General features: G+C 48.3%; 19 protein-coding genes. 15 read left to right on the forward strand and 4 right to left on the reverse strand.

Features of this window, described 5'->3' with window-relative positions:
• Nucleotides 1–58: 58 nt before the first annotated feature.
• The 4 genes from acnA to H8K29_RS08565 all read right to left on the reverse strand — a co-directional run bounded on the left by acnA (nucleotide 59) and on the right by H8K29_RS08565 (nucleotide 5,446).
• Nucleotides 59–2,797, reverse strand: a complete 2,739-nt coding sequence (gene acnA / locus H8K29_RS08550; protein ID WP_186885516.1) for an aconitate hydratase AcnA — start codon at nucleotides 2,795–2,797, stop codon at nucleotides 59–61.
• 127 nt (nucleotides 2,798–2,924) lie between these two features.
• A complete protein-coding gene (locus H8K29_RS08555; RefSeq protein WP_186885515.1) occupies nucleotides 2,925–3,407 on the reverse strand; it encodes a hypothetical protein in 483 nt (160 codons plus the stop codon).
• A complete protein-coding gene (locus H8K29_RS08560; protein ID WP_186897252.1) occupies nucleotides 3,404–4,390 on the reverse strand; it encodes a CoA ester lyase in 987 nt (328 codons plus the stop codon). The genes H8K29_RS08555 and H8K29_RS08560 overlap by 4 nt, the downstream gene beginning before the upstream one ends.
• Before the next feature lie 66 nt (nucleotides 4,391–4,456).
• Nucleotides 4,457–5,446 (reverse strand): malate dehydrogenase, encoded by a 990-nt coding sequence (locus H8K29_RS08565; protein WP_186885513.1) that lies wholly within the window; start codon nucleotides 5,444–5,446, stop codon nucleotides 4,457–4,459.
• Between the two features lie 343 nt (nucleotides 5,447–5,789).
• Here H8K29_RS08565 and H8K29_RS08570 point away from each other — a divergent pair, with 343 nt between their 5' ends.
• From H8K29_RS08570 to H8K29_RS08640, 15 genes are all read left to right on the forward strand, one after another.
• Nucleotides 5,790–6,593, forward strand: a complete 804-nt coding sequence (locus tag H8K29_RS08570) for a GntR family transcriptional regulator (RefSeq protein ID WP_186885512.1) — start codon at nucleotides 5,790–5,792, stop codon at nucleotides 6,591–6,593.
• Nucleotides 6,594–6,766: 173 nt separating this feature from the next.
• Nucleotides 6,767–7,174 carry a succinate dehydrogenase, cytochrome b556 subunit gene (gene sdhC, locus H8K29_RS08575; protein ID WP_186885511.1) on the forward strand — a complete coding sequence of 136 codons (408 nt, stop codon included), beginning with the start codon at nucleotides 6,767–6,769 and terminating at the stop codon, nucleotides 7,172–7,174.
• Nucleotides 7,175–7,543 (forward strand): succinate dehydrogenase, hydrophobic membrane anchor protein, encoded by a 369-nt coding sequence (gene sdhD, locus H8K29_RS08580; RefSeq protein WP_186885510.1) that lies wholly within the window; start codon nucleotides 7,175–7,177, stop codon nucleotides 7,541–7,543.
• A 2-nt stretch (nucleotides 7,544–7,545) separates the two neighbouring features.
• Nucleotides 7,546–9,321, forward strand: a complete 1,776-nt coding sequence (gene sdhA / locus H8K29_RS08585; protein WP_186897253.1) for a succinate dehydrogenase flavoprotein subunit — start codon at nucleotides 7,546–7,548, stop codon at nucleotides 9,319–9,321.
• Between the two features lie 12 nt (nucleotides 9,322–9,333).
• Nucleotides 9,334–10,044: a succinate dehydrogenase iron-sulfur subunit gene (locus tag H8K29_RS08590; RefSeq protein WP_186885508.1), complete on the forward strand. Its 711-nt coding sequence runs from the start codon at nucleotides 9,334–9,336 to the stop codon at nucleotides 10,042–10,044.
• A 95-nt stretch (nucleotides 10,045–10,139) separates the two neighbouring features.
• A complete protein-coding gene (locus H8K29_RS08595) occupies nucleotides 10,140–10,421 on the forward strand; it encodes a succinate dehydrogenase assembly factor 2 (protein WP_186885507.1) in 282 nt (93 codons plus the stop codon).
• Nucleotides 10,422–10,484: 63 nt separating this feature from the next.
• A complete protein-coding gene (gene gltA / locus H8K29_RS08600; RefSeq protein ID WP_186885506.1) occupies nucleotides 10,485–11,789 on the forward strand; it encodes a citrate synthase in 1,305 nt (434 codons plus the stop codon).
• Between the two features lie 294 nt (nucleotides 11,790–12,083).
• On the forward strand, nucleotides 12,084–14,918 hold the full coding sequence (locus tag H8K29_RS08605) for a 2-oxoglutarate dehydrogenase E1 component (protein WP_186897254.1): 2,835 nt from the start codon (nucleotides 12,084–12,086) through the stop codon (nucleotides 14,916–14,918).
• Nucleotides 14,919–14,979: 61 nt separating this feature from the next.
• Nucleotides 14,980–16,233 (forward strand): 2-oxoglutarate dehydrogenase complex dihydrolipoyllysine-residue succinyltransferase, encoded by a 1,254-nt coding sequence (gene odhB, locus H8K29_RS08610; protein WP_186897255.1) that lies wholly within the window; start codon nucleotides 14,980–14,982, stop codon nucleotides 16,231–16,233.
• A 12-nt stretch (nucleotides 16,234–16,245) separates the two neighbouring features.
• A complete protein-coding gene (locus tag H8K29_RS08615; protein ID WP_186897256.1) occupies nucleotides 16,246–16,602 on the forward strand; it encodes a PspC domain-containing protein in 357 nt (118 codons plus the stop codon).
• Nucleotides 16,603–16,670: 68 nt separating this feature from the next.
• Nucleotides 16,671–18,098 carry a dihydrolipoyl dehydrogenase gene (lpdA, locus tag H8K29_RS08620; RefSeq protein ID WP_186897257.1) on the forward strand — a complete coding sequence of 476 codons (1,428 nt, stop codon included), beginning with the start codon at nucleotides 16,671–16,673 and terminating at the stop codon, nucleotides 18,096–18,098.
• Nucleotides 18,099–18,381: 283 nt separating this feature from the next.
• Nucleotides 18,382–19,479: a cell division protein ZapE gene (gene zapE, locus H8K29_RS08625; RefSeq protein WP_186897509.1), complete on the forward strand. Its 1,098-nt coding sequence runs from the start codon at nucleotides 18,382–18,384 to the stop codon at nucleotides 19,477–19,479.
• Entirely contained in the window at nucleotides 19,479–19,889 is a 411-nt protein-coding gene (locus H8K29_RS08630) for a hypothetical protein (protein ID WP_186897258.1), read from the forward strand. Before zapE ends, H8K29_RS08630 begins: the two co-directional genes overlap by 1 nt.
• A 330-nt stretch (nucleotides 19,890–20,219) precedes the next feature.
• The gene (locus H8K29_RS08635; RefSeq protein WP_186897259.1) at nucleotides 20,220–20,525 is read left to right on the forward strand and encodes a hypothetical protein; all 306 of its coding nucleotides are present in this window, start codon (nucleotides 20,220–20,222) and stop codon (nucleotides 20,523–20,525) included.
• A gap of 66 nt (nucleotides 20,526–20,591) precedes the next feature.
• Nucleotides 20,592–21,056: a hypothetical protein gene (locus tag H8K29_RS08640; RefSeq protein WP_186897260.1), complete on the forward strand. Its 465-nt coding sequence runs from the start codon at nucleotides 20,592–20,594 to the stop codon at nucleotides 21,054–21,056.
• Nucleotides 21,057–21,225: the final 169 nt, after the last annotated feature.

Below are 21,225 nucleotides of genomic sequence, written 5' to 3' on the forward strand. Positions count from 1 at the left end.
AGGAGTGCACCCCATTTTTATTTCACAATGCCGCTGTCAAAACAGCGGCATTGATGCATTACGCTGCCGACAATAATTGACGCAAGACGAATGGCAGGATACCTCCATGTTTGTAGTAATCAACTTCGATAGGCGTATCAATGCGCAACAGAACTTTCACTTCCTGAGTTTCACCGTTAGCACGGTGGATAACCAGAGTGACTTCCTGTTGAGGTTTGATATCGTTCTCTATGCCTTTCAGATCGAAGGATTCATTGCCTGTGATGCCTAAGGAGTCAACGCTGTCTGTGCCCAGGAATTGCAAAGGCAATACACCCATACCAACCAGGTTGGAGCGGTGGATACGCTCGAAAGAGCGTGCGATCACTGCTTTGACGCCCAGCAATTGCGTACCTTTTGCAGCCCAGTCACGGGAAGAGCCTGTACCGTATTCTTCGCCGCCGAAGATCATGGTTGGCGTACCTTCTGCAACGTATTTCATCGCTGCATCGTAGATCGCCATTTGTTCGCCAGTTGGCTGGAACAATGTTTCACCGCCTTCAACGCGGGAGCCATCTTCTTTTGCTGGAATCATCAGGTTCTTGATACGAACATTGGCAAATGTACCGCGCATCATGATTTCGTGGTTACCACGACGTGAACCGTAGGAGTTGAAGTCAGCCTTCAATACGCCATTTTCTTTCAGCCATTTACCTGCTGGGCTGGATTCTTTGATAGAGCCAGCTGGAGAAATATGGTCAGTCGTGATGGAGTCACCAAATACGCCCAGTGCGCGTGCACCAGTGATGCCAGTCGCAGCAGCTTTTGGCTCCATAGCGAAGTCAGCAAAGAATGGTGGTTCAGCAATGTAAGTGGAAGCAGGCCAGTTGTAGACTTCGCCTTCTGCCACACCCTTGATGTTTTCCCACAATTTGCCTGGTGCACCTTTAACGTCAGCGTAGTTGTCTTTGAATGTTTTTGCATTCATCGCAAACTTCATCAGTTTTTGAATTTCTGCGCTGGTTGGCCAGATATCGCCCAGGAAAATGTCTTTACCTTTAACGCGACCAACTGGTTCTGTCATCAGATCTTTCGTCATGTTGCCAGCAATAGCGTAAGCAACGACGAGTGGAGGGGATGCCAGGAAGTTAGAGCGGATATTCGGGTGAATACGTGCTTCAAAGTTACGGTTGCCAGACAATACAGCGGATGCGACGACGTCGTTAGCAACGATCGCTTCATTCATTGCTGGAGTCAGATCACCGGCGTTACCGATACAGGTTGTGCAACCATAAGCAGTGACACCGAAACCGAGTTTTTCCAGATATGGCAACAGGCCAGCCGCTTCCAGATATTTAGTGACGACGCGGGAGCCAGGCGCCAGCGACGTTTTGATATGCGGAGCTACTTTCAAACCAGCTTCAACTGCTTTTTTCGCTAACAAACCAGCGGCCAGCAAAACGCTAGGATTGGATGTGTTAGTGCAAGAAGTAATCGCCGCAATCAGAACATCGCCGTTCTTAACTTTGACGCCATCAGCGTTGGTGTATTCCGCATCCAGATCTTCAATTTTTTTGTTGAAGCCGTTTTCAGATGTTGGTTTTGCAAACAGGTCGGCGAATGTCGATTTAACGTTACCGATCTCGATACGATCTTGTGGACGCTTAGGACCCGCCAGTGATGGAGAAACTGTCGATAGATCCAGCGAAATTTCAGTGGTGTAATCGATGTCGCCTTTTTTCGGAATACCGAACATTTTCTGTGCTTTGAAATAGCCTTCGAATGCATCGATTTCTGCTTTAGTGCGGCCTGTACCTTTGAAATAGTCGATGGTTGCTTCGTCAACTGGGAAGAAGCCCATCGTTGCGCCGTATTCCGGAGCCATGTTGGCGATAGTTGCACGATCTGTCAGGGACAGTGTGCGTGTGCCTTCGCCGAAGAATTCAACGAATTTACCAACGACTTTTGCTTTACGCAGCAATTCAGTGATTGTCAGTACCAGATCGGTTGCAGTGCAGCCTTCGCGTAATGCGCCAGTCAGGTTTACGCCAACCACGTCAGGTGTCAGGAAGTACACTGGCTGACCGAGCATGCCGGCTTCAGCTTCGATACCACCCACGCCCCAGCCAACCACGCCAATACCGTTGATCATGGTGGTGTGAGAATCAGTACCTACCAATGTGTCTGGGTAGTAAACTTCGTTTTTCTTCGCGTCTTTAACTTTGTGTACGCCACGTGCCAGGTACTCAAGGTTAACCTGGTGAACGATACCGAAGCCAGGAGGAACCACGCCGAATGTATCAAACGCTTGCATACCCCATTTCATGAACTGATAGCGCTCGTTGTTGCGCGAGAATTCCAGTTTCATGTTCAGGTCCAGCGCTTTCTTTTCGCGGAAATGATCGATTTGTACAGAGTGATCCACGACCAGATCAACTGGAACCAATGGTTCGATATTTTTTGGATTTTTGCCTTGTTTTGCGGCGACGTTACGCATCGCTGCCAGATCGGCCAGCAGAGGAACGCCGGTAAAGTCTTGCAGCACAACGCGGGAAACCACGAATGGGATTTCGTCAACGCGGGAAGCTGTTGCACCCCAATTAGCTAATTGCTTAACGTGTTCTTCAGTAACTTTTTTGCCGTCGCAGTTACGCAGAACAGATTCCAGAACCACGCGAATGGAAACTGGCAGACGGGAGATTTTAACGTCCAGGGTTTTTTCCAGTGCAGGCAAAGAGAAGAACTTGCCTTTCTTCGTGTCTGAAATTTTAAAATCTTTCAGGGTTTTGAATGCATCTTGATACGCATTTTGGCTCATGGCTGTTCCTTATTTACAAAAATCAAAGATCAAATAACATGTTTACTACTATCCCATGTCGCTCTATGCATATACAGATATGTGTATACATTGGGTGACGTGGACTTGAACCTTAAAAGCTTGAAAACTACTTTGTTTGTACAGCACTGTCGGTGCTTGCAGACGATTCCGCCAATACTTGTTGTGCAGTCTTGCACTCGTTTGCAAGTTGCAGACCTTTGCGAGAATCAAGCAGCAGTCCTTTCGCAGGAATGCCTATCCAGATAAAGCCCGCCTTCGTATTTTCGAAGCGATGTGCGCCTGTCGTCGTTTCCACGCGGGACATGCGGTACAGGCGTTTTTTCCAACGCATTGCGATATGTTGTGGATCGTCTGCGTTGCTGTACATGGTGAGGGAATTGCCCAGTTCACATTTGTAATCAGCACTGGCATGCAATTGCACATCCGGCTCAGCTTCTTCCTCGTCCTTCGCAGAGTGTGTTGGAGTCTTGCTTGCTTTTGAGGACACTTTCGCTTTGTTTTTTGCGATTTCAGCTTGCGCTGTCATTGGAGAAAAAATAAAGCTGCCGGCAAACACCAAGCCTGCGATGCGGAGTGACAAGGTATTCATAGAGAGTCTCCTTTAAGTAATGCTTGCGCCATTGCTGGCAAGTTAGTCGCACCTGATGCGGCGCGTTTCAAGATGGTCCAGTAGTAACGATAACTGGCTCTGTCATGCAATTTCCCCTGAAATTGAATCGGAGCCCATTGTTTTTGTTGTGCAGCCATCAGTATATCGGTTGCCTCAACAACTTCATCAAATTGAGGCGCCATTGTCGTGATGATCGTTTGAATCTGATCTGGGTGAATACTCCACATGCGCGTGTAACCTAAATTATTTTTCGCTCGCTTTGCATCATTGGCGATGATACTGGAGTCCTTGATTTCTGTTGTTACATTGTGTGATGGTACTTTTCCGTAACGATGGCAAGCGGCAGCTATTTCAAGTTTTGCACGAACCACTAAAGGGTGTTCAAATTGTCCTGGTGAGCGCATTGCGGAAGCAGGAATCGCGCCAAAATGGGCGGAGACAAAATCCATAATTCCAAATGACAGGCATTCAACTTGTGGAATAGCTGCGATCGCCATTACATTTGCAAGTGCTTCATGTGATTCAATCAGGACATGAACGGGTAAATGCTTTCTGCCAGCGGTTTCCGCATGCAAATTTATTCTTTTTATCGCGGCTGTAACCTGCGGTGCTGAGTCAACTTTGGGTAATGCGACATAAGCCAGTTTATTTGCTGCGGCTGGCAATATGATTGATAAATCCTGTTCAAACGCCGCGTGGTGGAGGTCGTGTACTCTGACACCGATGCGATTGTGACGATTTTCCTGGCTATTCAGTAGATCTGCTACCAGTCTGGCGTGTTCGGCTTCATTGCCGGTCGCGGCACCATCTTCGCAATCAAATGTGATGTCAAACGCAGCACCAAGCGTTTGCTGGAGTGCCATAGACTTACGCATTAACTTTTCTGAACCTGCATAGTGATCGCAAACCGGTAAAAATACCGGTGTTAGCTGATCCTGAAATAAGGCTTGAGAAGGATGCATCAGGCTATGGCAATAAAATGCTGACAGGCAGAGTTCACATTCAAATGAATTCTGCCTTTATTTAAATCAGCCAACCAGATGTTTTACACCATCACGCTCTTCTTGCAACTCGTTGAGGGTGATGTTGATGCGTTCACGAGAGAATTCGTCGATTTCCAGACCTTGAACGATTTTGTATTCGCCGTTTTCTGTTGTCACAGGGAAGCCGAACATGGTGCCTTCAGGGATGCCATAAGAGCCATCGGAAGGAATGCCCATCGTTGTCCATTTACCGTTTGTGCCCAAAACCCAGTCACGTACGTGATCGATTGCTGCATTCGCTGCAGAGGCTGCAGAAGACAGGCCACGTGCTTCAATGATTGCTGCGCCGCGTTTGCCTACTGTTGGCAGGAATACGTCTTTGTTCCAGACTTGATCGTTGATCAGGTCTTTAACGGAAGCGCCATCTGCAGTTGCAAAACGATAGTCAGCGTACATTGTTGGAGAATGATTGCCCCATACGCAGAGTTTTTCAATCGCAGCAACTGGCTTGCCAATTTTTGCAGCAACTTGAGACAAGGCGCGGTTGTGATCCAGACGCAGCATTGCAGTGAAGTTTTTCGCCGGCAGATTAGGTGCGGATTTCATGGCGATGTAAGCGTTTGTGTTAGCTGGATTGCCAACCACCAGAACTTTGACATTGCGTGATGCAACTGCATCTAACGCTTTACCTTGAACTGTGAAAATCTGCGCATTGGCTTCGAGCAGATCTTTACGTTCCATGCCTGGGCCACGTGGACGTGCGCCAACTAACAAAGCAACGTCGATGTCTTTGAATGCAGTCATCGGATCGCTGTGTGCTGTCATGCCAGCCAGCAATGGGAACGCGCAATCGTCGATTTCCATCATCACGCCTTTCAGCGCTTTTTGAGCTTTTTCGTCTGGGATTTCCAGTAATTGCAGAATGACTGGCTGATCTTTACCAAGCATATCGCCATTAGCAATACGGAACAGAAGGGAATAACCGATTTGACCAGCAGCGCCGGTAACAGCTACGCGCATAGGGGATTTAGCCATGATGCATCTCCGAAAAGTGGTATGAAAAATGATGTTCAAACATGTTGCGACGATACTAGCCCGCAACGGAAAATACTCAATGATACCGCTGAAATTGTCTGCTGGTCAGCCAAAATACATGTTTCCATGCGCTTTTCGCTTTACATTGCAGATATCCAAACTATATTGCCTGATAGTTGTTTGCTGCATTTACGCCTTTGCTGCTATCAGTGTCAATCGCTCGGACGCGAGTGTAGGCTCTATGTTTTACCATGTCAATCACTATCTTATGTCTTATATAAGACATATAAGTTGCTAGTTATTTGTGGACGTGATGGGTGTTTTTGTGGTGAAATTGCGGACTATGACTTCTATCACACCAAATGCCAATATTTATCCGGGGAGCTCGATGAGCTCTGGCGCTGGCGTTGCAGGTTCGGTTGCCGGTGCGGCACCAACCTTTAGTCCTCTTTATCAGCAAATCAAAGCATTGATTACTCAGGGTTTGCAATCCGGAGAGTGGAAGCCGGGCGAGCTCATTCCTAGTGAGATGGAGTTGGCGAGTCGCTTTAAGGTTAGTCAGGGGACGGTGCGCAAAGCAATCGACGAATTGTCTGCTGAAAATCTGGTGGTGCGTCGCCAGGGTAAGGGGACTTTCGTTGCGACTCATCACGAGGCAAGGGCGCAGTTCCGTTTTCTCAGATTGGCACCGGATGAAGGCGTGCCACATTATCCCGAAAATCAAATTATTGAAGTCCGCCGTTTGCGGGCGCCGGCTGAGGTTGCGCGCTTGCTAGAGATTAAGTCCGGTGATTCGGTAGTCTTTATTCGTCGGGTTCAGTCATTTTCGGGTGTGCCGACAATTCTTGATGATCTGTGGTTGCCGGGCTCTATTTTCAAGGGTTTGACGGCGGAACGTCTGAATGAATATAAGGGGCCGATGTACGGTTTGTTTGAGACCGAGTTTGGTACGCATATGATTCGCGCTTCCGAACAGATCAGAGCGGTCTGTGCTGACGATGTCGCTGCGCATTTGCTGCATGTGAATATGGGCACGCCGCTACTGAATGTTGAACGTGTTTCTTTTACTTATGGTGATAAACCGGTGGAGTTGCGGCGAGGTTTATATTTGACGACCAGTCATCATTACCGGAATGAATTGAGCTAGTGAATTGAGCTGGTTTTTGCGCGATTTTAGCCCGAGTCAGCTCAGCGCATAATTGTATTTAGTATTAAGATAGAGAAGTTTTGCAGAATGAGGTCATTTTTGTTGGTGCAATGCACCAAAATGAGCGAAAATTGCAGGGTTTTTGTACAGACTAGTTAATGGGGAGATTATTTATGTCTGAAGTAGTGAAAAACAGGCCGCGCTATGGAGTGATGCGCCTGGTAGATGCAACTGGATACCGCTTGCCGCTGGCGGGTGTGGTTTCTATTTTGCACCGCATTAGTGGAATGTTGATGTTCTTGTTGTTGCCTTTCATTCTGTATTTGTTGGACAAGAGCGTTACTTCTGAGGTGTCGTTCGCGGAGTTGCAGCGTTTTACTTCCGGCGTATTTGTTAAGTTGGTTATTCTTGCACTCGTCTGGGCCTATCTGCATCACTTTTGTGCAGGTGTACGCCATTTGATTATGGATCTTCACTACGGTCTTGATAAGCATACAGCGCGTAAATCTGCTTTAAGCGTGTTGATCGTCAGTGTTTCTTTGGCTGCCTTGATCGGCTTGAAATTGTTTGGAGTATTTTAAATGGCAAATAACAACATTGGCCCTAAGCGCCTCGTTGTAGGTGCACATTACGGTGTGCGTGATTGGCTGGCACAACGTGTTACGGCGATCGTCATGGCATCGTACACAGTTATTTTGCTGGCGATGTTTTTGACGGGCAGTAACTTTACTTACGAAGGCTGGGCAGGAATTTTTGCTCAACAATGGTTTAAGTTGGCGACGTTTTCCGTAGTTATCTGCTTGTTGTATCACGCTTGGGTTGGTATGCGTGATGTCTGGATGGATTATGTGACACACAATGTGTTTGTCCGTCTGGTATTTCAGGTTGCCACTATTTTGTGGCTGGTTGCTAGTGCTGGTTATGCAGCACAGATTTTGTGGAGAGTATAAAAGTGGCTGCAATTAAATCCGCAATTCCTACCCGTCGTTTTGATGCGGTTATCGTCGGTGCTGGTGGTTCAGGCATGCGTGCTTCGTTGCAATTGGCTGAAGCTGGTCTGAATGTCGCGGTGCTCTCTAAGGTTTTTCCAACGCGTTCTCACACGGTTGCAGCGCAAGGTGGTATCGGTGCTTCTTTAGGGAATATGTCTGAGGATAACTGGTTCTGGCACATGTTTGATACTGTCAAGGGTGGTGATTACCTTGGTGATCAGGATGCAATTGAATTTATGTGTCGCGAAGCACCAAAAGTGGTCTACGAACTGGAGCACTTTGGTATGCCATTCGACCGCAATGCTGATGGCACGATTTATCAACGTCCATTTGGCGGTCACACTGCGAATTTCGGTGAGAAGCCAGTTCAGCGCGCTTGCGCGGCTGCCGATCGTACCGGTCACGCGTTGTTGCACACACTGTATCAGCGTAACGTCCGCGCCCGTACACACTTCTTCGTTGAGTGGATGGCAATTGATCTGATTCGTGATGCTGAAGGCGATGTTGTTGGTGTTGTTGCGCTGGAAATGGAAACTGGCGAAGTGATGATGCTGGAAGCCAAGCAAACGATTTTTGCTACTGGTGGTGCTGGCCGTATCTGGGCTGCCTCGACAAATGCGTTCATTAATACCGGTGACGGTATGGGTATGGCTGCACGTGCTGGTTTGCCTTTGCAGGATATGGAATTCTGGCAATTCCATCCAACCGGTGTTGCCGGTGCGGGTGTGTTGATTACTGAGGGCGTGCGCGGTGAGGGTGGTATTCTGGTGAATAGTCAGGGTGAGCGTTTCATGGAACGCTATGCGCCAACACTGAAAGATCTGGCTCCACGCGACTTCGTTTCCCGTTCTATGGATCAGGAAATTAAAGAAGGTCGTGGCTGTGGTCCGAATAAAGATCACGTGATGCTTGATTTGCGTCATATTGGTGCTGACACTATTCAAAAACGCCTGCCATCCATTCTCGAAATTGCACATAAATTCGCGAATGTGGATGCAACCAAAGAGCCTATTCCTGTCGTTCCAACAATCCACTACCAGATGGGCGGTATTCCGACCAATATTCACGGTCAGGTTGTTACGACTAAAAACGGCAGTAATGAAATTGTCAATGGCTTGTATGCGATCGGTGAATGTGCCTGCGTATCTGTGCATGGTGCAAATCGTCTGGGTACAAATTCTTTACTTGATCTGTTGGTGTTTGGGCGTGCTGCGGGTAATCATATCGTTGCAAGCAACCTCAAAGCACGTAGCAATAAAGAGTTGCCTGCTGACGCGGCGGATGTTGCCTTGGAGCGTTTATCACGCATTGAAAACTCTACCGGTTCAGAGCGTGTTCAGGATGTGGCAAATGCTATCCGGAAAACTATGCAGCAGCATTGCGGCGTATTCCGTACAGACGAGTTACTGCAAGAAGGCTACAAAGAAATTATGGAGCTTGATGAGCGCCGTAAGCATGTTTCGTTTAAAGATAAATCCAAAGTGTTTAACACAGCCCGTGTTGAAGCGCTGGAGTTGGATAACCTGATTGAAACAGCGAAAGCGACCATCACATCGGCGAATGCACGTAAAGAATCTCGTGGTGCGCACGCTCACCGCGATTATGAAAAACGTGATGACGATAACTGGATGAAGCATACCCTCTGGTATTCCGAAGGCAATCGCCTCGATTACAAACCAGTTGTGACTAAGCCTCTGACTGTTGAAACCTTCAAGCCAAAAGCTCGTACATTCTAAAGAGATAACACTATGGCACGTACACTGAAATTTAAAATTTATCGCTATGATCCTGATAAGGATGCAAAGCCTTACATGCAGGATCTGACCGTCGAATTGCAAGATACCGACAAAATGTTGCTTGATGCATTGCAACGCATTAAAGCCGACGTTGATGATTCATTGGCGTTGCGTCGTTCATGCCGCGAAGGTGTGTGCGGTTCTGATGCGATGAATATCAACGGTAAGAATGGCCTGGCTTGTACGACCAATCTGAATGAATTGTCTGAGCCTATCGTTTTGCGTCCTTTGCCAGGTTTGCCTGTGATTCGCGATCTGATCGTGGATATGACGCAATTCTTCAAGCAATACAATTCCATTAAGCCTTACTTGATGAATGACTCTATTCCTCCGGAAAAAGAGCGTCTGCAATCACCTGAAGAGCGTGAAGAGTTGGATGGCTTGTACGAATGTATTCTTTGCGCATGCTGCTCAACATCATGCCCATCGTTCTGGTGGAATCCTGATAAATTTGTAGGTCCTGCAGGTTTGTTGCAGGCATACCGCTTTATCGCCGATTCACGCGATGAAGCAACTGCGCAGCGTCTGGATAATCTGGAAGATCCATATCGTTTGTTCCGTTGCCACTCAATCATGAACTGTGTTGATGTTTGCCCTAAAGGTCTGAATCCGACCCGGGCAATCGGCAAAATCAAAGAATTAATGGTTCGTCGCGCAGTCTGATCAATTTGAAGTGGCGCTGTCAGGCGCCACTTCTATTTCATGCAGTTTTTTTTGAAGAGCTGCATGAAATGGAAGCATTAAAAGAGAAAGTAACTATGTCTGAGCTTGCAGGAAATTCTCATCAAAGTGATCCAGTGAAGCGTGCTCGCCTTCGCTGGCGTGCGCGACGCGGATTGTTGGAAAACGATCTGATACTGACGCGATTTCTGGATATCAATGAAGAGTCATTAAGTGATGAAGAGGTGGATGCCTTCAGTCGCCTGATGGAATTGTCAGACAGTGTCCTGATGGACTTGATAATGGCGAAGAAAGAGCCGGAAGCAGAAGTGGATTTGCCACATGTTCACGCTTTGCTCTCTCGTCTGCGGATTGCCTGACTGGAAATGATTTTTTTTGTGTTTTTTTGATTAACGACTCACCTCTTATCTGAAGGAAGAGCCATGACTAATTCTGAAACAAAAGCAACCCTCTCATTCTCTGATGGCTCGCCATCATTGGATATGCCGATTTACAAGGGATCGATTGGTCCTGATGTTATAGACATCCGTAAGTTGTATGGCTCTACTGGCATGTTTACATATGATCCAGGTTTCATGTCGACTGCGGCATGTAATTCTTCGATCACCTATATTGATGGTGATAAAGGTGAGTTGCTGTACCGCGGCTATCCGATTGAGCAGTTAGCGGTTAACGGCGGTGATTTTCTTGAAACTTGCTATTTGTTGTTGAATGGTGAATTGCCGACAGCAGAAGAAAAAGCAAAATTTGTTGCGACCGTGACTAATCACACGATGGTTCACGAACAGATGCAATTCTTCTTCCGTGGCTTCCGCCGTGACGCACATCCGATGTCTGTGCTGGTTGGTACGGTTGGTGCCTTGTCTTCGTTCTATCACGATTCTCTGGATATTAACGATCCTCATCACCGTGAAGTATCGGCGATTCGTCTGATCGCAAAAATGCCGACGCTGGTAGCTATGGCATATAAATATTCTATTGGTCAGCCTTTCGTTTATCCACGTAACGATTTGTCTTATAGCGCGAACTTCATGCATATGATGTTCTCGACACCATGTGCAGAATACAAAGTCAATGAAGTTCTGGTTCGTGCTTTGGATCGCATCCTGATTTTGCATGCAGATCACGAGCAAAACGCATCGACATCGACAGTACGTCTGGCTGGTTCTTCTGGCGCGAATCCATTTGCATGTATCGCTGCTGGTATCGCTTGCTTGTGGGGGCCTGCTCACGGCGGTGCAAATGAGGCTGCACTGAGCATGCTGGAAGAAATCGGCAGCGTCGATAATATTCCTAACTTCATCGCTCAGGTCAAAGACAAAAACTCTGGCGTCAAGCTGATGGGCTTTGGTCATCGTGTTTATAAAAACTATGATCCACGTGCAAAACTGATGCGCGAAACTTGCTATGAAGTATTGCAAGAACTGGGTCTGCAAGATGATCCACTGTTTAAACTGGCAATGGCTCTGGAAAAAATCGCGTTGGAAGACGAATACTTCGTTAGCCGTAAGTTGTACCCGAACGTTGACTTCTACTCTGGTATCGTACAGCGCGCACTGGGTATCCCAACTGCCTTGTTTACTGGTATTTTCGCTCTGGCGCGTACAGTCGGTTGGATCGCGCAATGGAAAGAAATGATTTCTGATCCTGAGCAAAAAATCGGACGCCCACGTCAATTGTTCGTTGGTGCCGCAAAGCGTGACGTTCCTGCGATCGATAAGCGTTAATTCTGTTGATCAGCTACTGCACTGCAGCATCGAAAAAAGCGAGTCTTTGTGGCTCGCTTTTTTTTTATTCGTTAAATATGCTATGCTTCGGCTCGAATGTAAATTTTAGATGTTTTTTCGTTTTGGAATCAAAAAATATATTGTCAATGATGTGCGTTTTGACTCCGATACGAGAATAGTTTGAAACAAGCCCTTCCCCACAACTTGATGTGCAATCCGCTAACCGGTCAGGCCGTGTCGCGGAAGGTTAGACTAACCCGCTAATCTCGCGAAACGCGAAGAAAGGTGAGCAAGATGATGCAACAATATAACGCTAATTCGTATTTGTTCGGCGGCAATGCGCCGTATGTAGAGGAACTTTACGAAGCGTATCTGAATAATCCCGGTTCTGTTCCTGAAAACTGGCGTGCGTATTTCGACGCCATGCAACACGTGCCAGCAGTTGATGGCTCCAGTAAGCCCGACGTTGCTCACGCACCCGTGATTGCTTCTTTTGCAGAACGTGCAAAACAAGGTCCTATCCGTGCCGTCAGCGCAAACGCCGATGCCGATATGGGACGTAAGCGTGTTTTCGCGCAGCAACTGATTGCAGCTTATCGTTTCCTGGGTAGTCACTGGGCTAACCTTGATCCTTTGCAACGTCAGGAGCGTCCAGGCATCCCTGAGCTGGATCCTAGTTTTTACGGATTCACCGATGCCGACATGGACATCAAATTCAATATCTCGAATACCTATTTCGGACCTGAATTAGCTTCTTTACGTGACACTTACTGCCGTTCCATCGGTGCCGAGTTCATGTATATCAGTGATCCAGCTGAAAAACGCTGGATACAGCAAAAACTTGAATCCATCCGTTCCACACCTTCCTTTACTCCAGAGAAGAAAAAACACATTCTCGACCGTTTGACGGCTGCAGAAGGACTGGAACGCTATCTTCATACTAAATACGTCGGTCAGAAACGTTTTTCTCTCGAAGGTGGTGAAAGTTTCATCGCGTCGATAGATGAAACAATTCAGCGCGCCGGTGAGCGCGGTGTCGAGGAAATCGTTATCGGTATGGCCCACCGTGGCCGTCTGAACGTTCTGGTCAATACTCTGGGTAAAATGCCTCAGGATTTGTTTGCTGAATTTGAAGGCAAACACGGTGACGACTTGCCAGCAGGCGACGTTAAATACCACCAAGGCTTCTCATCCGATATTTCTACTCCAGGCGGTCCGGTTCACCTGTCTCTGGCATTCAATCCTTCCCATCTGGAAATCGTTAATCCTGTGGTTGAAGGCTCTGTCAAAGCGCGTATGGATCGTCGCGGTGACAAAGATGGCTCACAAGTATTGCCTATTCTGGTACATGGCGATGCCGCTTTCGCAGGGCAGGGCGTTGTGATGGAAACCCTGAATCTGGCGCAGACACGTGGCTACGGCACAGGTGGTACAGTGCACATCGTGATTAACAATCAGATCGGTTTCACGACATCTGATCCACGCGATTCCCGTTCTACATTGTATTGCTCTGACGTCGTCAAGATGATTGAAGCACCGGTGTTGCACGTGAATGCAGACGATCCGGAAGCCGTTGTTCTGGCAACGCAAATTGCTCTTGATTACCGTATGGAATTCAAGAAAGACATCGTTGTCGATATCATCTGCTATCGTAAATTGGGTCACAACGAACAAGATACGCCAGCATTGACACAACCGCTGATGTACAAAAAAATCGGACAACATCCTGGTACGCGTAAATTGTATGCGGACAAGCTGGCTGCGCAAGGTACGATTCCTGCCGATGGCGGCGATCAGATGGTGAAAGCTTATCGCGATGCGATGGATGCAGGTAAGCATACCCATGACCCTGTCATCTCTAACTTTAAAAATAAATTTGCGGTTGACTGGATTCCATTCCTGAACCGTAAATGGACCGATGCTGCTGATACAGCTGTGCCGCTGACTGAACTCAAGCGTCTGGCCGAGCGTATTACCGTTGTGCCTGAAGGCTTCAAACCACATAGTCTGGTAGAAAAAGTACTCGGCGACCGCGCTACGATGGGTCGTGGTGAAATGAATCTGGACTGGGGTATGGGCGAACACCTTGCTTATGCTTCTCTGGTTTCCTCAGGTTATGCAATTCGCCTGACAGGTCAGGATGCAGGTCGTGGTACCTTCGTTCATCGTCATGCTGTTCTGCATGATCAGAAACGTGAACGCTGGGATGCCGGTACGTACATTCCTCTGCAAAATATCTCTGATAAACAGGCACCATTTACTGTTATCGATTCCGTTTTGTCAGAAGAAGCGGTACTGGGCTTTGAATACGGCTATTCCACAGCAGAGCCAAACACACTGACTATCTGGGAAGCACAGTTCGGCGATTTCGCTAACGGTGCGCAGGTTGTGATCGATCAGTTCATCAGTTCCGGTGAAGTGAAATGGGGGCGTGCCTGCGGTCTGGTCATGATGCTGCCGCATGGTTACGAAGGTCAGGGTCCTGAGCATTCATCCGCTCGTCCTGAACGTTTCCTGCAATTGTGTGCAGACAACAATATGCAAGTCGTTCAGCCGACAACTGCAGCACAGATTTTCCATCTGTTGCGCCGTCAGATGATTCGTCAGTTCCGCAAGCCACTCGTGATCATGACGCCGAAATCCTTGTTGCGTAACAAAGATGCAGGCTCTCCATTGTCTGATTTGGCAAAAGGCAGCTTCCATACTGTGATTGGTGAAGTTGACGAAACGATCGATGCGAAGAAAGTCAAACGCGTGATCGCTTGCTCCGGCAAGGTGTACTACGATCTGGTCAATGCACGTAAAGAGCGTGGTCAGACAGATACTGCGATCATCCGTGTTGAGCAGTTGTATCCATTCCCACATAAGAGCTTCGCTGCGGAATTGAAAAAATTCCCTAACCTGGCAGAGCTGGTATGGGCACAGGATGAACCGCAAAATCAAGGTCCATGGTTCCAGATTCAGCACAATATTTTTGAAAGTCTGGAAGAAGGCCAGAAACTTGCTTACGCAGGTCGTCCAGCGAGTGCATCGCCAGCTGTCGGTTACTATGACAAGCACTATGCGCAGCAAAAAGCATTGCTGGAAACGGCATTTTCCAAACTCAAGGGCTTTGTCCTGACTAAATAATGACGCGGCACTGCACCAGAAGCTGGTGCAGTGTTTGGCTACCCGAATCGGAGAGTAAAAAATGGCAATTATCGAAGTTAAAGTTCCTCAGTTATCTGAGTCCGTCGCTGAAGCGACTTTGCTGACATGGCATAAAAAAGTAGGTGAATCCGTTGCTCGTGACGAGAACCTGATCGACGTTGAAACAGATAAAGTTGTTCTGGAATTACCAGCACCGGACGCTGGTGTGATCACACAAATCATCAAGGGTGATGGCAGCACAGTGGTTGCTGGTGAAGTTATCGCTATCCTCGATACAGCAGCGAGCGCCGGAACAGTTGCAGCGCCTGCTGCTGCACCGGCTGCAGTCGCCGCAGCACCGGCAGTTGCTGCATCTGCTGATGCAAAATCGTCGGCAGGCGTTGCTATGCCAGCGGCTGCAAAAATTCTGGCTGAAAACGGTTTATCCGCTGGCCAGGTTGATGGCTCAGGTAAAGATGGCCGTGTAACGAAAGGTGATGCATTGGCTGCTGTTGCTGGCAAAGCTGCACCTGCTGTTGCGCCTCTGGCAGCACCAGTGTCAACCAAGCCAGCATTGCAACAGGTGAATGCACCTGCGGCGGTGAACCTGGGCGATCGCCCTGAAGAACGCGTTCCTATGAGCCGTTTGCGTGCGCGTATCGCTGAACGTCTGGTGCAATCGCAATCTACCAACGCGATTCTGACGACGTTCAACGAAGTCAACATGGCACCAGTCATGGAATTGCGCAATAAGTACAAAGACAAATTTGAAAAAGAACATGGCGTGAAACTGGGTTTCATGTCTTTCTTCGTCAAAGCTGCTGTTGCCGCACTGAAAAAATATCCTATCGTTAATGCATCCGTTGATGGTAACGACATCGTCTACCACGGTTACTTTGATATCGGTATCGCCGTTGGTTCGCCACGTGGTCTGGTTGTGCCTATTCTGCGTAATGCTGATCAGATGTCGATCGCTGAAATTGAAAAGAAAATCGGTGAATTCGGTGCCAAAGCGAAAGATGGTAAGTTGACTCTGGACGATCTGACTGGCGGTACATTCTCCATTTCTAATGGCGGTACTTTCGGTTCTATGTTATCAACACCGATCATCAACCCACCACAATCTGCGATTCTGGGTGTACATGCAACCAAAGACCGTGCAGTAGTTGAAAATGGCCAGATCGTTGTTCGCCCGATGAACTATCTGGCGATGTCTTACGATCACCGTATCATCGATGGTCGTGAAGCAGTATTGGCTCTGGTTGCGATGAAAGACGCGCTGGAAGATCCATCACGCCTGTTGCTGGATCTGTAAGAGGCAAACGTCGTGAACATCGCTGACGACATCAAACGTCTGCATGAACTGCATCAGTCTGGAGCCCTGACTGATGCAGAGTTCGCGCAAGCAAAGGCGAAGCTCTTGTCTTCCGTTGGAAGCGGAGCTTCTTCTCAGACTGCAAATAACAATTCTTTTTCCGGTATCGATGATTCTCTGAACCAGCTGAACCGCTTCCGTCGTTCAAATACTGATCGCTGGCTGGGCGGTATTTGCGGTGGTTTAGGCAAGTTCACCGGCCTGGAATCATGGATATGGCGTTTGTTGTTTGTCTTTTTCACTTGTTATTTCGGTGCTGGTCTGGTCGCTTATGTCTTAGCGTGGATTTTTGTGCCGGAAGAAGAGTGAATCCGCCTGTTCACCGTATGTCTTTTCCTCACGCGTAATCAGAAACATTCAGAAATCAGGATAAATCCATGAGCAAACAATTTGATGTCGTCGTAATCGGCGGCGGCCCTGGCGGCTATATCGCAGCAATCCGTGCTGCACAACTCGGTTTTTCTACTGCCTGTATCGATGCCTGGAGCAACGACAAAGGCGGCCCGGCACCGGGTGGTACCTGCACCAACGTTGGTTGCATTCCATCTAAAGCCTTGCTGCAATCATCCGAACACTTTGAGCACGCTGGTCACGCATTTGCTGACCATGGTATTTCGGTATCCGGTCTGGGTATGGATGTCGCAAAAATGCTGGGACGTAAAAACACCATCGTTAAACAAAATAACGACGGTATTCTGTTCCTGTTCAAAAAGAATAAAGTCACTTTCTTCCACGGTCATGGTTCCTTCGTCAAAGCTGATGCAGCCGGTTACGAAATCAAGGTGGCCGGTAAAACAGAAGAAAGCATTACTGGTAAGCACATCATCGTGGCAACAGGTTCCAATGCACGCGCATTGCCAGCCGCACCGTTCGATGAAAAGACGATTTTGTCTAACGAAGGCGCACTGAATATCGCCGAAGTGCCGAAAAAGCTTGGCGTGATCGGCGCTGGTGTAATCGGTCTGGAAATGGGCAGCGTATGGCGTCGTCTCGGTGCTGAAGTTACTGTGCTCGAAGCACTGCCAGCATTCCTCGGTGCTGTGGACGAACAAATCGCCAAAGAAGCGAAAAAACTGTTCGACAAACAAGGCCTGAAAATCAACCTCGGCGTGAAAATCGGCGAGATCGTCAACAGCGGTAAAGACGTGACCGTCAACTACACAGATGACAAAGGCGCAGAACACAAAGCTGTGTTCGACAAGCTTATCATTTCTATCGGCCGTACACCAAACACCAACGGCCTGAACGCCGAAGGCGTTGGTCTGGCCCTCGATGAACGTGGCTTCATCGCGGTGGACGGCGATTGCAAAACCAATCTGCCTAACGTCTGGGCGGTGGGTGACGTGGTACGCGGCCCTATGCTCGCGCACAAAGCGGAAGAAGAAGGCGTTGCCGTTGCAGAACGTATCGCTGGCCAACACGGTCACGTGAACTTCAATACGATTCCTTGGGTGATTTACACATCCCCTGAAATCGCGTGGGTAGGTCGTACCGAACAGCAATTGAAAGCCGATGGCGTTGCGTACAAAGCCGGTACTTTCCCATTCATGGCGAATGGCCGCGCACGCGCACTGGGCGATACTTCCGGTATGGTTAAATTCCTCGCCGATGCAACGACCGATGAAATCCTCGGCGTACACATCGTTGGCCCTATGGCTTCAGAATTGATCTCTGAAGCGGTGGTGGCGATGGAATTCCGTGCGTCTTCTGAAGATATCGCGCGTATTTGCCACGCCCATCCTTCTTTGTCGGAAGCGACAAAAGAAGCCGCGCTGGCAGTAGATAAACGTTCGCTCAACTTCTGATCGATACGTCATCTGCACTACGATAAAAATGGACGAGTCGTATACTCGTCCATTTTTATTATTGCTCTATCCGCTGTGTCTACGCGTGTGGTTGGCGTTACCGGCGGTCAACGATCAGCCAGACTGGTTCCGTATTTTTCTGACCGGCAGACGAAGTGGTTTCGGTTGTCAGTGCGAGTCAATCTGACTCAATGTGAATCAGCATGAATCAACGCACGGATGAATGATGGCATCGATGCGTACCGCACAAAATACGTGAGGAAACAGCTTGAAAAAACAGACTATGGATGTACAACAGTTTTACGACGAAGCGCTGACCCAGCGTGGATTTAAAGCCGACGAAGCGCAGAAGCGCGCCGTTGATCGCCTGCAGCGAGCCTATGAAGAATGGGTGCTGTACAAAGGAAAACGGGCGAACAAGTTGACCCGCCTTATCACGCGTCCTGAAGTGCCGCGCGGCGTTTATATGTGGGGCGGAGTAGGGCGCGGCAAGTCGTTTCTGATGGATAGCTTTTATTCCGTCGTCCCGGTTGTGCGTAAAACCCGTCTGCATTTTCACGAATTCATGCGCGCCGTACATCGTCAGCTCGACGAACTCAAAGGCGTCGCTGATCCGCTGGATGAAGTCGCTAAACGCATCGCCAAAAAATACCGCCTGATCTGTTTTGACGAATTCCATGTGTCCGACGTTGCGGATGCGATGCTGCTGTACAACCTGCTCAAAGCCTTGTTTGATAACGGCGTGTCGTTTGTCATGACATCCAATTACCAGCCCGATTTGCTGTATCCCGAAGGTCTGCATCGCGACCGCATGCTGCCGACGATCGCCTTGCTCAAAGAAAAGCTCGATGTGATGAACGTCGATTCCGGCAATGACTATCGCAAACGCGCGCTGGAACAAGTGCAGGCGTATCTGACGCCGCTGTCTGCCGCGACCGATAAAGCGCTGCGCGATACGTTTTCCCGCATTGCTGATACCAAAGACGAAGACCCGCATGTCGATATCGAAGGCCGCACACTGAAAGCACTGCGCCGTGCCGGTGGTGTGATCTGGTTTGATTTTCATACGCTGTGCGGCGGCCCGCGTTCGCAGAACGATTACCTTGAAATCGCCAGCCGTTTTCATACCGTGATTTTGTCCGCCATTCCTTGCATGTCCGCTGCCATGTCCTCCGAGGCGCGGCGTTTCACCTGGTTGATCGACGTGTTTTACGATAACAAGGTCAAACTGATTATGTCTGCCGAAGTCGCACCGGAAGAGCTGTATACTAAGGGTACGCTCTCGAACGAGTTTCACCGCACGGTTTCACGTATCGTTGAAATGCAATCGAAAGAATACATGGAAGCCGATCAACGCCAACTTGCCGATAACCTAGCCTGATGAAATTTCTCTCACACTTATTTATTTCCAGCCTGCTGCTGACTGGCATCAGCGCGGCGCATGCCGATACCGTGGCTGATCAGGGAAAAGCAGAACTCGCCAGCATCGCCCAGCTCGTGCAGGACATGGACGGGCGCTATCCGGTCAACAGCATACAAACCAATGAAGTCGCCGATGCCGTTATCGCTGAGAGCGACACCCTGCAACGCCGCCTGCAAACCTGGTATCAGGCAGCAGAGCGCCATTGCTATGACATTTTCTTCGTCAACGACTGCCTGCAAGACATTAAAGTGCAACGCCGCCGTTACCTGCCGACTTTGCAGCGCATGTCTATCGAAGCCAAAGCCGTACAACGCCAGATCCGCGTGATCGAAAAAGACCGCGAACAAGCCCGCAAACAAGTCGATTAAGCCTCACACCACAGCCCGTCGCCACCGCCTGTGGTGACACTCCCCAGATCGTTTTTTGAACCGTAAAAAGTGATAAAAAGGGGAGTATGCGGCATTTTCACCTTATTCTCAGCGTAAACACTGGGCTTTAAAATATACTCCCCCCAGTATTTTTAGCCTCATTTGGCAGGCTAGCGGGCTCCGAATCGTGTTTTGTGTGTCTGAATCAGGCTTATTTGTGTAAATGGACGAACAAGGAAACGACTAACCAATAGATTATTAAGAGCGGGAATTTTATTGTTAGTTTGTCATAATCATGTTAATTTTTGTTTTTGAAACAAGTTCGAAATTATGAGCAGCATTGGCCTGATTTTCCGAGAATATCGAGACCTTGACTCTTTGCCAGAAGACTGGGTTCCTCAGTCACTCGGCTCTCGCGTGTTTGTGGTTCAAACGCTTGCGGATTGTCTTGCCCAAGAAGATCGGTCATTTAACCTTTCGTTTCGTATCGAGGCAGTAGAGGAAAGTGACGAGCCTCGAACAATTTCAGTCTCTGGAGTTTTTGGTGAGGATGAATTGGTGTTGATTAAGTCTTTGTGTGAAAAGTTAGATGCACGTTTCTACGACGCCGAGTCGGGCGACTATGTAGAAATATGAGTTCGAACCTTTTTGTTAACCAAGCCGATCTTATGCTGGTCGGTTACCTCGAAAGTTATTTCTGAGATGACGCAAATTGACCCTCACTGGACAGCCTATTTTTCGGCTTTGCTTACTCCAGTTGTTGCTGTATTCGGATGTATTGTTACATGGAGGCAATATCGTATTGCTCAAAATAAGTTGAAACTTGATCTTTTCGAGAAGCGATTTGCAGTTTACAACACAGCACGCAACATGCTGGGAGAGATCATGATCAAGGGGAAACTCACAGATGAGGGACTGTATAAGTATAGTGCAGGAATTCGGGAGGCAAAATGGCTCATGAATGACGACGTAGCAAATTATCTCAGCGAAGAACTTTGGGATCACGCAGTAGGCTTAATGAGTTATGAAGCTGAGCTTGAGGATAAACCCATCGGAGAGCAACGTACTACCCTTGTTAACAAGCGAGGTGATCTTAAAAAATGGTTCCTTTTGCAGCCTCAGGTGCTAGACGCAAAGGTTGAGAAATTCTTAAGATTGAGCCATTGAGCCATTGCCCCGGTGGCTTGATACGTCATTTGTCGCGTTTCCTAACAACTAAATAACGTTTTACATTGTTGAATGTTCTCCCTCGGTGTTCATTCGATATTCAATAGCGTTCCAGCTATTACATCGCGTCACCTCTTTGATGCGTCCACACCCCTCAGAATGCGGTATA

Origin of the sequence: Undibacterium sp. CY21W (assembly GCF_014284265.1) — a bacterium.
Classification (GTDB): Bacteria; Pseudomonadota; Gammaproteobacteria; order Burkholderiales; family Burkholderiaceae_D; genus Undibacterium; species Undibacterium aquatile.